At 32.9% G+C, this 15,905-nt stretch carries 12 protein-coding genes; 9 read left to right on the top strand and 3 right to left on the bottom strand.

The annotated features are described in order from the left end of the window. Positions 1-53 precede the first annotated feature (53 nt). Complete coding sequence (locus P0R33_RS18350) at positions 54-1,499, top strand: glycosyltransferase family 2 protein (RefSeq protein ID WP_276172612.1); 1,446 nt, start codon at positions 54-56, stop codon at positions 1,497-1,499. Positions 1,500-1,748: 249 nt separating this feature from the next. Here the strand turns inward: P0R33_RS18350 and P0R33_RS18355 are convergent, their stop codons facing one another. Both P0R33_RS18355 and P0R33_RS18360 read right to left on the bottom strand, forming a co-directional pair. Then, complete coding sequence (locus P0R33_RS18355) at positions 1,749-2,462, bottom strand: ATP-binding protein (RefSeq protein WP_276172613.1); 714 nt, start codon at positions 2,460-2,462, stop codon at positions 1,749-1,751. 29 nt (positions 2,463-2,491) lie between these two features. Next, positions 2,492-3,223, bottom strand: coding sequence for a YggS family pyridoxal phosphate-dependent enzyme (locus P0R33_RS18360; protein ID WP_276172614.1), 732 nt, complete (start codon positions 3,221-3,223; stop codon positions 2,492-2,494). A 161-nt stretch (positions 3,224-3,384) separates the two neighbouring features. Between P0R33_RS18360 and P0R33_RS18365 the strand changes: the two genes are divergently transcribed. Next, positions 3,385-3,648, top strand: a complete 264-nt coding sequence (locus P0R33_RS18365; protein ID WP_276172615.1) for a DUF2024 family protein — start codon at positions 3,385-3,387, stop codon at positions 3,646-3,648. A gap of 161 nt (positions 3,649-3,809) precedes the next feature. Here P0R33_RS18365 and P0R33_RS18370 read toward each other — a convergent pair whose 3' ends face one another. Beyond that, entirely contained in the window at positions 3,810-5,222 is a 1,413-nt protein-coding gene (locus P0R33_RS18370; protein WP_276172616.1) for a PLP-dependent aminotransferase family protein, read from the bottom strand. A 160-nt stretch (positions 5,223-5,382) separates the two neighbouring features. On the opposite strand from P0R33_RS18370, the gene P0R33_RS18375 reads away from it, so the two are divergent. The 7 genes from P0R33_RS18375 to P0R33_RS18405 all read left to right on the top strand — a co-directional run bounded on the left by P0R33_RS18375 (position 5,383) and on the right by P0R33_RS18405 (position 15,902). Further along, positions 5,383-6,336, top strand: a complete 954-nt coding sequence (locus P0R33_RS18375; RefSeq protein WP_276172617.1) for a glycoside hydrolase family 43 protein — start codon at positions 5,383-5,385, stop codon at positions 6,334-6,336. Between the two features lie 424 nt (positions 6,337-6,760). Next, positions 6,761-7,354, top strand: a complete 594-nt coding sequence (locus tag P0R33_RS18380; protein WP_276172618.1) for an RNA polymerase sigma-70 factor — start codon at positions 6,761-6,763, stop codon at positions 7,352-7,354. A 152-nt stretch (positions 7,355-7,506) separates the two neighbouring features. Then, the gene (locus P0R33_RS18385) at positions 7,507-8,649 is read left to right on the top strand and encodes a FecR domain-containing protein (RefSeq protein ID WP_276172619.1); all 1,143 of its coding nucleotides are present in this window, start codon (positions 7,507-7,509) and stop codon (positions 8,647-8,649) included. Positions 8,650-8,821: 172 nt separating this feature from the next. After that, a complete protein-coding gene (locus P0R33_RS18390; protein WP_276172620.1) occupies positions 8,822-12,142 on the top strand; it encodes a SusC/RagA family TonB-linked outer membrane protein in 3,321 nt (1,106 codons plus the stop codon). 10 nt (positions 12,143-12,152) lie between these two features. Beyond that, the gene (locus P0R33_RS18395) at positions 12,153-13,598 is read left to right on the top strand and encodes a RagB/SusD family nutrient uptake outer membrane protein (protein WP_276172621.1); all 1,446 of its coding nucleotides are present in this window, start codon (positions 12,153-12,155) and stop codon (positions 13,596-13,598) included. Positions 13,599-13,613: 15 nt separating this feature from the next. Next, complete coding sequence (locus P0R33_RS18400; RefSeq protein WP_276172622.1) at positions 13,614-14,381, top strand: DUF4843 domain-containing protein; 768 nt, start codon at positions 13,614-13,616, stop codon at positions 14,379-14,381. Between the two features lie 33 nt (positions 14,382-14,414). Next, on the top strand, positions 14,415-15,902 hold the full coding sequence (locus P0R33_RS18405) for a PKD-like family lipoprotein (RefSeq protein ID WP_276172623.1): 1,488 nt from the start codon (positions 14,415-14,417) through the stop codon (positions 15,900-15,902). Positions 15,903-15,905: the final 3 nt, after the last annotated feature.

Raw genomic sequence — 15,905 nt, forward strand, 5'->3', positions numbered from 1 at the left:
GAAAAAGATTTTACTAAAAGCCAAATTAAAGAAATTAAAAAAGGAGTATAAGCATGGAAAGCGAAACAATTATCTCAAAACAATTTTACGCGAACAGTAGTTCGGTAATAAACGAAAAAGCATTAAGCGGTTCTATTTTTGGAACTAAAGAAAAAACGCAAAAAATACACGTAGAAAGACCAAAAAGTTCAATAGGATTAGCAATTATTATTGCAACATTCTTTTTGATGATTGCAGGAGTTTGTTCTGTATTTTTATTGCAAGATGATTTTGAACAATTTCATTTTGAAAGAGTAGCCTCAACTTGGGGATTGCCATTTTTAATCATTACAACAATTTTATTCTTTTATCAAACAGGAGTTTTCTTGTACAGCTCTTATTTGTATTTAAAATATAAACCAATCGAATCTGTATCGGATGAATTGTTGCCAACTTGTACGATTATCGTTCCGGCTTACAATGAAGGAAAACTGGTTTGGGATACTTTGTTAAGTCTTGCAGACAGTGATTATCCAGCAGAAAAATTACAGCTTTTAGCTATTGACGATGGTAGTAAAGATGATACTTGGTACTGGATGCAAGAAGCAAAAGCTAAATTGGGAGATCGTGTAACAATTTTTCAACAGCCAAAAAATCAAGGAAAACGTCAAGCTTTATACAGAGGATTTAAATTAGGAACTGGAGAAATCTTTGTTACGGTAGATAGTGATTCAATCGTGAAAAAAGATACTTTAAGAAACTTGGTTAGTCCGTTTGTTGTAAACGAAAAATGTGGTGCTGTTGCGGGAAATGTTCAAGTATTAAACAACAAATCGGCTATTTTACCAAAAATGTTGAATGTTAGTTTTGTAATGAGTTTCGAATTTCAACGTTCGGCAGAAAGCCAATTAGGTTCTGTATTATGTACACCTGGAGCTTTGGCAGCTTACAAAAGAGATGCGGTATTTAACTGTCTTCCAGAATGGATCAACCAAACTTTTATGGGAGAACCGTCAGATATTGGAGAAGATCGTGCTTTGACAAATATGATTTTGAAACAAGGTTTTGAAGTTAGATTTCAAAGAAATGCAGTTGTATTGACAAATGTTCCAGAAGAATACAAAGGATTATACAAAATGTTCATCAGATGGGCGAGAAGTAATGTTCGCGAAAACTTGATGATGGCAAAATATGTTTTCACAGATTTTAGAAAAGAGTCAAAATTTGGTCCAAGAATGTTATTCTTAAACCAGTTCTTTAAAATTGCAATGACTTATCCATTTATACTATTTATGTTCTACTTTATTGCGGTTCACCCAGTATTATTTTTAAGTTCAACATTTTTAGGAATCTTAATTTTCTCAAGTTTTTCTATGATCTTTTATGCAAAAAGATACAACTTGTCTGAGTCTTTCTGGGCTTACTCTTACAGTGTTTTCTACACTTTCAGTTTGTTCTGGATTGCACCTTATGCGATAGCAACAGCTAACAAAAAAGGATGGTTGACAAGAGGATTATAAAATTTGTACACTATTCATTCTATATAAAAACTCCGTAAAGAAAAACCCGTTGCATTTGCAACGGGTTTTTTGATTTATAACAATTCATTCCGTAGGAATGTCTCGTCGGTAGAAAAATAGTATTGTTTAATAATCTTGTGTCCTGTAGGGACACTTGTTTTTACGTAAAATAATTATCAATTCCATTAATCAAACGTTCCTACGGAACGTATTTATCCGTAATTCGTTTTTTCTACCGACGAGATATTCCTACGGAATATTAATATTTTCAATGGAATCGATAATTTGTTTTTTCATCGAAGTATGAATATAATCTAAAGCTTCGGCGTATGAAATAGAATAACGTTTTTCGATATTTTGAAATTGTTTTGGAAATTCGCTTAGAATTTTATCGTAATAAATATCCAAATAACTTTCAGAAGGCATTTCGTATTTTAAACGAAGTTGAAATCTTCTTAATAAAGCGCTGTCAATTATCTCATAATGATTCGTCGCACAAATTACTAAACTATCAGAAGGAAAATAATCAAAAAGCTGAATAATAGTATTGACCAAACGTCTCATTTCGCCCACATCTTTATCGTCGCTGTCTCGGCTTTTTCCGATCTGATCAAATTCATCTAGAAATAAAACTGCTCTTTCGCGAATTGCTTTATCAAAAATGGCCTTTAAATTTTTAGAAGTTTCACCAATTCGCGCGTCAATAACAGTGCTGAGGTTTACGATGATAATTTTTTTATTTAAAGTATTCGCAATCGCTTTTGCCGTTGTGGTTTTACCGCAGCCAGAACTTCCGTGCAGTAAAATTTTATTATCAACTTTAAGATTATACTTTTTTAATTCTTCAATATATTGATGCTCTTTGATAATTTGAAGTAAAGCAGTTTTGTTTTCTTCACTAAAAAATAAATCGTCTAAAGCAATTTTTTCAGTATCAATTACGGTAAGATCATTCAGGTTCATCTGCGTTTTATTTGCTGCAAAATTAAGTTTTATTCTGCAATGTTTTCGTTCCAGATTTCTTTTCCTAAAAAACGATTTCCAAATATCGAAGTGCCAATTCTTACGATATTAGAACCTTCACCAATAGCCAGTTCCAAATCTTGAGACATTCCCATAGAAAGTTTTAAATCTTGTAAGCCTTCGATTTTTTCGGCATAGATTTCATCCCGAATCGTTCTTAAAAGTCTAAGTGACGGAATCATCTTTTCTTTTTCAACATCCAAAAGTCCGATTGTCATTAAACCTTTAATATTCAGGTTTTCATACGTTTTTACTTTTTTAATGAAAGACAAAACTTCCGCTGGAGCCAAACCGAATTTACTTTCTTCATAAGATGTATTAACCTGAATAAAAACGTCTAATTTTCTGTTTTGATTTTGAAGCTGTTTCTGAAGTTCATCAGCCAAACTTATTCGGTCTAAAGATTGAATGCAAGTCACATATTTCAAAACATCTTTTACTTTATTGGTTTGAAGATGTCCGATAAAATGTCGTTCTACAGGAAGATGTTTCAATTCGGCATCTTTATCTCGTAATTCCTGCATTTTATTTTCGCCCATTAAAGTTTCTCCAGCTTCAATCGCAATACGTATTTTATCTGCCGAAACAGTTTTTGTTGCCAATAAAAGTTGCACTTCTTTAGGATTTCTTCCAGCAATTTTACAAGCGTCTTCAATGCGCTGATGAACTTTTATCAAATTAAAAATAATCTCGTTTTTCATAAAGCAAAATTAAATCGAAACCGCAAAATTTTACTGGACCAGAACTACTCAAAAAATGAAAAAACTGGATTATTTAGCACTTTTAAAATCAGCCTAAATTTGTCAAAACAAAACAATAAAACTTAGTCCCTTAGCGACTTAGTAACTTAGAAACTTAAGAAATGAAAATAGCAGTTTGGGATACATATGTAACTCGTAAAGACGGAAAAATTATGCATTTTGATATTTTGGTAGATGAAAATGTAAACGATGCAGAACAAGTGTATGAATATGGTAAAATTTACCTAAAAAGTGTAGATCAAGAAGGACAAGCTTTATCTTCTAAAGAATGCCGTTTCTGCCACATTGATAAAGCTCCAATTGAAGTCGAAAATCAAGTTCGGGCAAATGGTTTTTCTATTATTGAAATGGAAAATTGTAATTAAATTGGTTTAAACACATAGAAACATAGTTTATTGTTCTCTTAAAAAGGGTTTAAAAAAAATGACACATTATTTAACACATAGTATAAGCTTATGTGTATTAATGTGAGTGAAACGTCTTTTTTACGACTGCAAAATCTATGTTTCTATGTGTTAAAATAAAACTACAAAAATTTAGCAAGCGCCTTAATTCCTTCTTCCATTTGTTTTTCAGAAAGTGAAGCATAACCCAAACGGAAACCTTTAATTATTTTATTAAAACTAAAACGATCTGGATTCATAATCTGAATACCGTGCGATTTTAGTTTTTCAAAAACATCCAAAACATCAATTTCAGCTTTTGGAACAATCCAAAAAGCAAGTCCTCCTTCGGGTTTTGTAAAATTTATTTTGTCTTTAAGATGTTGATTTAAAATGCTTTCAAAAAAATCTCTTTTGTTTTTATAAATCAAATTGGCTTTTTTAAGATGACGCTTTATTTTTCCTTCATTGATGAGGTTTAAAATCGCTTCTTCCATAATATTATCGCCTTGAACATCGATTATTTTTCTGTGATTTCCGATTTTCTCAATATTTTCTTGAGAACTCACTAAATAACCAATACGCAGCGCGGGCGCAACAACTTTGCTGAAACTGCCAATATAAACATAGTTTTTTAAAGCGGAATAACTCGAAACGGGAAGAATCGGGCGTTGACCAAAATGAAATTCATTATCATAATCGTCTTCAATAATCGTAAAATTATATTGATTTGAAAGTTCAATCAGTTTTAATCTCTTTTTTAAAGACAAAGTTACCGTAGTCGGAAATTGATGATGAGGCGTAACATAAATCGCTTTTATATTTTGATGCGTTTGCAAATATTCTTCGACTTGATCGATATTCAATCCGTCTGATTCTAGATCGATTGGAAGTAATTTTGCACCAGAATTTTCGAAAGTTTCCCAAGCAGGTTTATAGCCAGGATTTTCAATTAAAACAAAATCACCAGATTTCAGAATGCAATGCGAAGCCAAATACATCGCCATTTGGCTTCCGCGTGTAATGCAGATTTGATCGTGAGAAATGCTCATGCCACGTTTAAAATTGATCATTTGAGCAATAGATTTTCTAAATTCCAAATTTCCCAATTCGCTACTGTAACCCATAATTTGCCAGCGCGATTTTCGACTGAATAATTCGCGATATGCTCTTGCTAGATCATTCATTGGCGCCAATCGACTGTCTGGAAGTCCGTCATCAAAAACTAAAAAGCTTTTTTGTTCTTCAGTTGAAGTTTTTTGCTCTTTTTTATTTTCTAATGAATGATCGATTTTTGGAAGAGAATCTGTGACAAAAGTTCCTTTTCTATCAATCGTTACGAGCCATCCTTCGGCAGTTAGAACATCTAAAGCATCTACAACTGTGTTGCGATTTACTTTTAATAATTGTGCCAATTGCCTGCTTCCCGGAAGTGCATTTCCGCTTACTAATTTTCCTGTTTTTACCGCATCGATTACTGCATCAGCAATTTGAAGATAAATCGCTTTATCTGATTTTTTATCAAGCTGAATTTCTAATGGCCAAGGACGAAGCATCTGGACTGTTTTTGATTTATGAATGAAAACTATTTACTAGTCCAAAAATACAATAATTATAAAATCAAAAATAGATTGAAAGTATATTTTATGAAAAGTTTGAAACTCAAATTCAATACTTTAAAATGTTTTATTACTTTTAAAATAAAAAAAATAAACTATGAAAAAGATTCTCTTTGGTTTTCTGATGATTACTTCTCTGCATTCTTTTGCACAAAATAATCCAATTTTTAAAGGTTGGTATGCAGATCCCGAAGGCATTATTTTCGATAAAACATATTGGGTTTATCCAACCTATTCGGCGCCTTTTGACGATCAGGTTTTCTTTGATGCTTTTTCTTCGCCAGATTTGGTAAATTGGACAAAACATTCTAGAATTTTAGATACTACAGCTGTAAAATGGGCAAAACGAGCTATGTGGGCACCGTCTATCATTAAAAATAAAAACAAATATTTTCTGTTTTTTGGAGCAAATGATATTCACGAAGGTGAAACTGGCGGAATTGGAGTTGCCGTAGCTTCAAAACCAGAAGGACCTTACAAAGATTATTTAGGAAAACCTCTTGTTGATAAAATTATTAATGGCGCGCAGCCAATTGATCAATTTGTTTTTAAAGACAAAGACGGCCAGCATTATTTAATTTACGGCGGTTGGAGACATTGCAATATTGCCAAATTGAAATCGGATTTTACTGGTTTTATTCCTTTTGAAGATAAAACGATTTTCAAAGAAATGACGCCAGACAATTATACAGAAGGTCCTTTTATGTTTATTAAAAACAATAAATATTATTTTATGTGGTCTGAAGGCGATTGGGGCGGACCAGATTATTGTGTGGCATACGGAATTGCAGATTCGCCAATGGGACCTTTTAAAAGAATTGGTAAAGTTTTAGAATCTGATCCGAAAATTGCGCGTGCTGCCGGGCATCATTCTGTTATAAAAGTGCCGAACAAAGAGCAATATTATATTGTGTATCACAGAAGACCTTTGACAGAAACGGTAATGCATTCGAGAGAAACGTGTATTGAAGAAATGTTTTTTGATGAAAAAGGTTTTATCAAACCTGTTGTTTTGACCAATGAAGGTGTCAAAGCGAATCCGTTAAAATAAAAAGCCGAATAATCATTATCGGAAATATAGAAGATTTTTTAGAATTGTTTTTTTGTTGCAAAAATTACATTCTAAAAAGTCTCTTTATTTTTGGTTCAAAATAAACTTAAAGAATTTCAATTTAGAGATTTAAAGAAATTGGCTACGTCAATTTTTCTAAATTTAATGAAAATACAATTTTAACTTAACACGAATTTATGAAGTATATTTTGTAAAATTCATTTTATTTTAGTGAAAGAAGTTGTTTAAATTGAAAAAATAAATAAGATTAAGAGTTATAATTGTCAAATTTTTAGTTTTTTGAAAATATTAAAATTAAGAACTATTGCGATTATATGGTTGTGTTGTCGAGAACAAATTAGGATTAATCGGCAAATTTATTATGTTTGTTGCGAATTATTCAATTCCCTTAAAACCACAATCATTGTCGAATACCGTCTTAAATCAAGATCAAATTTTAATCGATCGTCTTCGTGACGGCGATGAATCGGCATTGACAGAATTGTATAATAAATTTTGGCAGGCGCTCTTTATGTCTGCTTATAATGTCATCAAAGACAAGGAATTATGCGAAGATATTATTCAGGATATTTTCATGAATATCTGGCATAATCGCGAGAAAATTGAAATTCATATTTCGTTAAAAGGATATATGTATGCCTGCGCTAGATATCAGGTTTTTAATCATTTAAGGAAAAATAAAGCCAAAATTCACGTCGAACTATTTGACGATTTAGAAAAGCGCTTTTTAACTTCTACGCCAGAAACACAATTAATGCACGACGAATTGGTGCAGCAATTGAATTTAATTATCGAATCTCTTCCAGAAAAATGTCAGGCAGTTTATAAACTAAGCAGAGAAGAACAGCTTAGCCATAAAGAAATTGCCGAACGACTTAATATTTCTACAAAAACAGTCGAAAATCACATTACAAAAGCTTTGCATACTATAAGATCTTCTATGGGAGAAAGTATCAGCATGGCAATGATTTTATGGCTCACAAAAAATATTTTTTAGTGAAATAAAATGTTGTGATCGGATTGATGGTGTGTGGGTTTTCTTCTTTTTTTCGTCGTTTTAAAAAAAATCAAAAAAAATACAATTTGGACTAGGGGGTATGTGTCTTTTTGGATACTTACTTAATATACTCCCCGAATAATACAAAAAAAATGAAAAAAGAGGATTTTTTAGTTTTACTAAATAGATATCTTTCCGGTGATACCAATCTCGAGGAGAATAACAAACTATTGAATTTTTACGAAAGTTTTCAAACAGATGAAAACTGGAATGATGCGCTTGGTTCTAAAGAAGAAATGGAACATAAAATGAGAATGCGTCTTCAAAATGCCATTCAATCTGAAGAGAAAGAAGTTGTTCGCCTGAAACCTTTTTATGCCACAAACAGATTCAAACTGATTGCTATGGCAGCATCTTTATTATTGCTGATTTCGATTTCATTAATAATCAATAAAACAAATCCGCTTAAGATTGAAACTCCGCAGGTCGCACACAAAGAAATTCTAATTGGAAGCGACAAAGCAACTTTGACTTTAGAAGATGGATCTGTTATAGCTTTAGAAAAAGGAAAATCTTATTCAAAAGGAAATGCGTCTAGTAACGGGGAAAAGTTAATTTACAATTCAAAAGGTTCAACTATCGCCAATAATCTTTTAACGATTCCGAGAGGAGGACAATTTTTTGTGCAATTGGCAGACAGTACTAAAGTCTGGCTGAATTCGGAATCGCAATTAAAATATCCAGTCGCTTTTGTTGATGGAGAAACCAGACAAGTAGAATTGGTTTACGGAGAAGCTTATTTTGAAGTTTCGCCAAGCACCAAACATAAAGGTTCAAGGTTTAAAGTAAAAACCGAAAACCAAAACGTTGAAGTTATCGGAACTCAATTTAACATTAAAGCCTATCGAGACGAATCGACTATTTACACCACTTTGGTCGAAGGTGTAGTTGCAGTAAGTAACGCAAGTAAAAGAAAAACTTTGGTTCCAAATGAACAATCTAGAATTTCCGAATACAATGGAAATATTAGTGTTTCTGAAGTCGATGTTTACAACGAAATTTCTTGGAGAAAAGGCTTGTTTGTATTTAAAGGAATGCCGCTAAAAGAAATCGCAAAAGTACTTTCAAGATGGTACGATGTAGATATTGTATTTGCAGATCCAGCTCTTGGAAATGTTAAGTTTAATGGGGTTTTAAACAAAAATCAAAAATTAGAAGACATATTAACGACCATCAAGAATATTAATTTTATTAATGCCTATGAGAAAAAAGACGATAAGATTATTATCAAATAAAAAGAAAAGGGATTAAAGTTTAGACCTCTCACCGTACTGCACTTTATCCCTTTCTATGTATTAATCCATTAATCAGTTTTAACAACCAACCAACCAATTAACATGTAAATTTATGAAATTTAAATTAACCAGCGCCTATTTCTATTTTGGAGATCGGCTAATTATTAACATTATGAGAACTTTTATCTTCTTGTTTTGTACTACAATTTTTGGTTTTTCTCCCGTAAATCTATTTTCACAGAACTCAAAAGTTGTAATTACGGCTGATAAAACAGTAAGTGTTGACGAAGTTTTTGACATTATTACAAAACAAACCAACTATACTTTTATTTATCAGGAAGATTTATTTAAGAAATTACCTAAAGTACATTTAAAAAAAGGGAAAATTAAAGTGAATGAATTATTGGAAGCCAGTTTTTCTAATAAAGATTTTGATTTTAGTTTTTCTAATGGAAATACGATTGTTGTAAAAGAAAGAGCCGCAGAAAAAGTAGTGGTTTTACAATCTAAAATTATTGAAATTAAAGGTACTGTAACCAACGAAGCCAAAGAGCCGCTTCCTGGCGTTAACATAAAAGTTAGAGGAACAACTGCTACAGCACAAACCGATTTTGATGGAAAATATACGATTAGCGCACCAGAAGATGGGCAGATTTTATTTACCTACATTGGGCATAAAGCACAAGCTGTCGAGGTAAATAAAAGAAAAACAATCAATATTACACTTGCACAAGAAACCAAAGAACTTGTTGGAGTTGTTGTAAATACTGGGGTTACGGTTCGTAAAAAAGAATTAATTACAGGTGCGGTAACTGTTTTTAGAGGTGAGGAACTAAGACAGGTTTCAACGCAAAATGCTGTTCAAGCTTTAAAATCTTTAGATCCTTCTTTTATTGTGGTGAATAACAATTTAGTAGGTTCAAACCCAAATATTCTGCCGACAATTGAGGTGAGAGGACAGACGAGTTTAACGGCAAATCAAGTTGATAGTCAGTTTAGAGATGATCCTAACCAACCACTTTTTATTTTGGATGGATTTCCAACTACACTACAGCAAGTTGTAGATTTAGATATTAATAGAATTGCAAGTATTACTTTGTTGAAAGATGCAGCTTCAACTGCATTGTACGGATCTCGTTCTGCAAATGGAGTTGTAGTTATTGAAACTAATAAGCCATTGCCTGGAAAATTACAGTTTTCTTATGTATATAATTCTTCTTATGAATTAGCCGATTTAAGTGTTTATCATTTAATGAATGCAGAACAAAAGTTAGAATTCGAAAGACTTTCTGGAGCTTTTATTGTTAAAGATGGTACTTCTGAAACTACTCCGCTAACTTGGGACAAAGAATACAACAGACGTCTGGCTGCTGTGCGTAGCGGTGTAAATACATATTGGTTAAACGAACCGATTCAAATGGGAATTACATCTGGACACAGTTTAAATTTTGGCGGAGGTTCTGACGAATTTCGATTTAATATTGCCGGAAATTACAAAACACTAACTGGAACCATGAAAGGTTCTGAACATAATACTTGGGGTTACAATACCACTTTGACTTACAGAAAAAACAAATTAAACATTAACAATCAATTTTTTGTTTCTGGAGGAAATAACCAAGAATCGCCATACGGTTCATTTGAAACTTGGGCAAAAGTGAGTCCGTATTATCCAAAAGTGAATGAAAATGGAGTGATAACTCGTTATTTAGATGGTTCTTCATTACCTTTAACTAGTTTGGAAACTATTGTAAATCATCCAGCTAATCCGCTTTACAATGTATTTTTAGGAAGTTATGATAAAGGGAACGATTTCAATTTTACAAATAACTTTGCTATTAATTATGATGTAAGTCCGCATATTAAAACAACTGGAGCAATTTCTGTTTCGAGATTAAATAGTTACAATACGGTTTTTGTTTCTCCAGACGATACTGGTTTTATCAGTAACATTGCCACAGAAAAAGGAACTTACAGCAGATATGAAGCCATTACAGACAAATGGAATGCTAATCTTGGTGCAACTTATTCGAATGTTTTTAAAAATGTTCATTCTTTTAACTACACTATTAGAGCCTCGGCTTTAGAAACAAAAAATAATTCGTATAAATCATTTCTAAGAGGTTTTCCTAGTGGAGTTGCTGGAAATCCTGCATTTGCTTTTGGTTTTGAACCAATTGGAAAACCAGCAATATATACAGAACTTATTAGAAGCGTAGATTTGACCAATCAGATTAACTACGCTTACGATCGCAGATTTCTATTCGATTTTACACAGACTATTTCAGGTGCTACCAATTTCGGAACAAACAAAAAATATTCGCCTTATTGGGGGATTGGTTTAGGATGGAATTTAAACAATGAGTTTAAAATGAATGAAGATATTGTCAATATCTTTAAAATACGTGCCAATATTGGTCAGACAGGAAATCAAAATTTAGTTGGATTTGCTTCTTATGATATTTATTCTTACGATCCGAATACCAATGTTTTTGGAGCTGGATTGGCTATTTCACAAATCGCAAATCCAAATTTAGAAGCACAAAGAACAAGAGATTTGTCTCTAGGATTAGATCTTGCTATGTTTAGAAACAGATTAACAATGACGCTTGGAGCTTACAGACGTAAAACTTCTCCGCAGATTGTAGCTATCGATCTTGCGGCTTCTACAGGAGTTAATGGTTATCCTTTAAATGTTGGTTACTTAACTACTGAAGGATTAGAGTTAAAAATGAATTATAATTTCATTTACGATTTAAGCAGAAATTTTGTTTGGGGAATCGGATTAATGGGCGCAACTGGCGATAATGAATTGGGCGGTTTTGGTAATGCTTTGGCTTCTTTAAATGAGGCAGCACAAAAAGGCACAGGTTTGACGAGATATTATGATGGAGCAAGCAGTAATGATTTATGGGCTGTTCCATCTTTAGGAATTGATCCTGCAACGGGTAGAGAAGTTTTCTTAAAGAAAAATGGGCAATCGACTTTTATTCTAGATAAAAAAGACGAAGTAGTAATGGGGAATTCTCGAGAAACGGCTACAGGAGTAGTTTCTACAAACTTAAACTATAAAGGTTTTAGTTTTGGATTGTTTGTCCGTTACAGTTTTGGTGCAGAAAGATTTAATGCTGCCTTGTACAACAAAGTAGAGAATATTACGCGATCAAGCATTTTTGATAATCAAGATGTTAGAGCTTTTACAGACAGATGGACAACGCCAGGACAAATGGCTCAATTTAAAGCAATTGGATTAACCAATAATACTCCAATTTCATCACGTTTTATTCAGAAAGACGATTATATCTCGGGAGAATCTATTCGTTTAGGGTATAGAATAACCGACCGAACTTGGTTAAAAAGAAACGGATTAACTGCCTTAGGATTTAATGCTTTAGCAAATGAATTTTTCCGCGTATCGACTATAAAAGCAGAGCGTGGTATTGATTATCCTTTCTCAAGAATTTATTCTTTGAGTCTTAATTTATCATTTTAAAACAGAAATTATGAACAAGTATTTATATAAAATTACATTCATTTTGCTTGCATCGGTAACGTTAGCTAGCTGTAGTGATTTTTTGGATGTAGTTCCTCAAGATAAAATTTTAGAAGATCAGACTTACAGTTCTGAAGTTGGAATTCAGAATGTACATAACGGAATTTACTTGCAATTGGCTAATACTAATTTGTACGGAAGACACCTTACAATGGATGCTGTAGAAATTTTGGGGCAGCAATTTAATATGTCTGGATCGCATAAAAAAGCTACAATATCGACTTATTCTTATGCTGAAGCGTTGCCAAAATCTACTTTTGCTTCTATTTGGGTTACTGCTTTTAAAACAATATTGTCTGCAAATAAGTTTTTAGAAAGTATAGACCAACATGCGGAGAAAATTTCTAAAGAAAAAGCCGATTTATTAAAAGGAGAAGCGATTGCTATTCGTGCGATGCTGCATTTTGATATGTTACGCTTATATGGACCAATTTATAAAGTGTCTCCTGCAGATCCTTCTATTCCTTACTATGATCTTGCTCAGACAACAAATAATCCGATTCTGCCTGCAAACGAAGTAATGGCTAAAATTATAGCCGATTTAGATTTGGCAATTTCACTTCTAAAAGACGATCCGTTTCCTTCTATTGGAAAAACAGGAACTACAACGGCTTTTGATGGTAGTCCTTATTATTATAAAGACAGAGGACAGCGAATGAATATCTTGGCAGTAAAATGTTTAAAAGCTAGGGTTTTGCTTTACGCAGGAGATAAAACGGGAGCATTTGCTGTCGCGAATGAACTTATCAATTATGTAAAATCGCAATCTTACATTTATTGGACGCCATTTTTAGAAGCGACAAATTCTGCTAACCCAGATCGTATTTTTTCTGCGGAGAATTTCTTTGCTCTTAGCGATTTTACCTTATATGCCAAACAAAAATTACTTTTTGATTCTAGTTTAGACGATTTTAATATTTACGCTCCAATGTTGAGCCGATTAAATGCTGTTTTCGAATCTAATGATAACGATTACAGAAATCTACCGTCTTGGAAGATTCCGATATCGGGAGGAAAAACACAGAAAACATTTTTTAAATACGAAGATGTAACGGATAAAACCAAAACATTTCGTTTTCAAATTCCAATGTTCAAACTTTCAGAATTATATCTAATCGCGGCAGAAACGGCTCCTGTTGCAGCAGATGGAATTGCTTACTTAAATACGCTTAGATTTAATAGAGGACTTACTAATCTTGCTGCAACGGCAGTTTTAGCAACAGAAATTACGAAGGAATATAGAAAAGAATTTATGGGAGAAGGACAATTGTTTTTTTATTACAAAAGAATCAATTCGACCGCAATTCCAAACGGTTCTGCTGCCTCTGGAAATGTAACGATGAATGCACTTAAATATGTGGTGCCATTGCCAGATGAAGAAATTAATTTTCAATAATTAAAAAAAGTAATCATGAAAAAAATATTGATTTTAGGCATCACTTTTCTATCTCTTTTCGGATTAACATCTTGTGATAAAGAAGAAATTCAGCCTTATAATGATACAGATAACATTTATTTCTCGCGTGCTATATATCCGTTGTATAGTAGCGGACCAGTTATAGACAGCACCGGATTTAGTTTTGGTTTAGATAATGCTTCCATTACAGAAAGAATTTTTCCTATTGCTATTCGAGTGCAGGGAAAAGTGAGTGATGTTGATCGAAAAGTAAAACTTACCGTTGATCCATCTAGTACAGCCGTTTTAGGAACTCATTTTGTATTTCCAGAAAATATGGTAATGCGCGCTGGTAAAGAAATAGATACCATTTTGGTGAAGGTTTTAAGAACTCCAGATATGAAGACTAAAGATTTGACTGCAGTGCTAAATCTCGAAGAAAATGAATTTTTTACGACCAAAATGCAATCAAGAGTAACGAATGCCTTAACGGGAAAAACAATAAGTTTTATTCGTTTTAAATTATCATTCAATGATAAATTATCAACACCTATAGGTTGGCAATCTGGGATGTTCGGCGTTTTTACAGCAAAGAAACTTTTCCTAATGTGCGAATTGATGAATTTAGAACCAGAAATGTTTAACCAAGCGCCAGGAAGTACGGGACTTTCAATTCCGGAGGTGCAGTATTACCAAAACTTCATGAAACGTTATTTGGCTGATCAAAAAGCTTCAGGAAATACCATTTATGAAGAAAATGGAAATGAAATGTTCTTTCCATAAAAAACATTTTTTTAATTTAAAAAACATAATACGATGTTGAAAAATATAAAAATACAGGCATCTTTAATAATGGTTCTTTTTCTGGTTTATGGTTGCGTAAGTGACGAAGGAAATTACAATTATGAAAAGATCAATGAGCTAGAAGTTACTGGCATAGAAAAAGAATATACGGCCTATACAGGAGATAATTTTACTATAAAACCCAATATAAATCCGACTTTAGACGATGGTGCAGATCCTGATCGTTACGAATATAAATGGATTGCTGTAAATCCGTTAAAATTGGCTAGTGAAGCAAGAACTACCGTTGCTACAACAAAAAATATAGAAGGAATTTTAAAATTGCCTCCTGCAAAATATAGTCTTTATTATTTCATCAAAGATAAAATAACAGGAGTAACTTGGCAGCAGCCTATCATTACATTAAATGTAGTTTCGTCTATTTATGAAGGCTGGCTAGTGGTTGGAGATGTTGACGGAAAAGCAAGATTAGATATGGTTTCTATACTTCCTGGCGTTGCGCAGCCGCGTGTTATAAATGATGTTTTAGATGCTTCTGGATCTACTTTAAAGTTGAGTGGAAAAGCAGTTGACGTGGAATGTTTCAGTACACCTTTGCCTGGAACTGTTATTTACGGTGTTTATGTAACTGCTTCTGAGTCTGGAACCGCAAGGCTTGAACCAGATTCTTTCTCTTGGAACCAGACACAAAATATTGCTTATGAAACTGTTGGAGGTGCTTTTCCAACCAATTTTGCAATAGATTTTATGAAACCTACTAATGGAGGAGAAAATTTTCTCTTTAAAAATGGTGATATATATTATTTTAACAGGACACAGCAAATTAGATACGGACTCCCACAAAATAAAGTAGATCTAGAAACCAAACTTTTTACGGCAGCACCTTTTATTGCAGAAAGTAGTGCAACAGGCACGCCAGTCTTTTTTGATGTAGAAAAACATCGTTTTTTACGTTACAGTTATTCAAAAGGAAATTGTTCTGCGATGCCTCCAGTTGCAAATTCTGCGACAACATTAGATTGGAACGATACCAATTGCAATTTGGTTTATATGACCAATTCTAATTTTAATCTAAATGAAAACTTTGCAGTATTAAAGAATATTTCTACAGGCAAATTCTATATGTTGCGCTTTACAACTGGTGCTGTACAAACCTATTACAAAGAAATGCTAAATGCACCAGATTTAGACAAAGCAACAAAATTTGCTGTAAGTCCAGATGCTGGATATCTATTTTATACGGTTGGCAATAAACTTTATGAATACGATAGCGGAACGCAATCGGCAAAATTAATGCTAGACAAAGGGAATGAGGAAATTACCTATCTAGGTTTTAATAAAAGAGGCTCGAAAGTAATCAGTAAATTAATTTTAGGTACTTACAGCACAACCGGAAAATTAGAATTATATACCGTTCCGCCCGTAAACGGAAATTTAGTTTTAGAAAATACCTATACAGGTTTATGTAAAATTGTTGATGTTTCTTACCGTGTACGATAATTA

Origin of the sequence: Flavobacterium sp. YJ01, from assembly GCF_029320955.1 — a bacterium.
Classification (GTDB): domain Bacteria; phylum Bacteroidota; class Bacteroidia; order Flavobacteriales; family Flavobacteriaceae; genus Flavobacterium.

Bases quoted from the DNA above. Each gene is read 5' to 3' on its own strand.
- P0R33_RS18350 (WP_276172612.1), top strand. From the start codon at position 54: ATGGAAAGCGAAACAATTATCTCAAAACAATTTTACGCGAACAGTAGT.
- P0R33_RS18355 (WP_276172613.1), bottom strand. From the start codon at position 2,462: ATGAACCTGAATGATCTTACCGTAATTGATACTGAAAAAATTGCTTTA.
- P0R33_RS18405 (WP_276172623.1), top strand. From the start codon at position 14,415: ATGTTGAAAAATATAAAAATACAGGCATCTTTAATAATGGTTCTTTTT.
- P0R33_RS18365 (WP_276172615.1), top strand. From the start codon at position 3,385: ATGAAAATAGCAGTTTGGGATACATATGTAACTCGTAAAGACGGAAAA.
- P0R33_RS18395 (WP_276172621.1), top strand. From the start codon at position 12,153: ATGAACAAGTATTTATATAAAATTACATTCATTTTGCTTGCATCGGTA.
- P0R33_RS18390 (WP_276172620.1), top strand. From the start codon at position 8,822: ATGAGAACTTTTATCTTCTTGTTTTGTACTACAATTTTTGGTTTTTCT.
- P0R33_RS18400 (WP_276172622.1), top strand. From the start codon at position 13,614: ATGAAAAAAATATTGATTTTAGGCATCACTTTTCTATCTCTTTTCGGA.
- P0R33_RS18385 (WP_276172619.1), top strand. From the start codon at position 7,507: ATGAAAAAAGAGGATTTTTTAGTTTTACTAAATAGATATCTTTCCGGT.
- P0R33_RS18360 (WP_276172614.1), bottom strand. From the start codon at position 3,223: ATGAAAAACGAGATTATTTTTAATTTGATAAAAGTTCATCAGCGCATT.
- P0R33_RS18370 (WP_276172616.1), bottom strand. From the start codon at position 5,222: ATGCTTCGTCCTTGGCCATTAGAAATTCAGCTTGATAAAAAATCAGAT.
- P0R33_RS18375 (WP_276172617.1), top strand. From the start codon at position 5,383: ATGAAAAAGATTCTCTTTGGTTTTCTGATGATTACTTCTCTGCATTCT.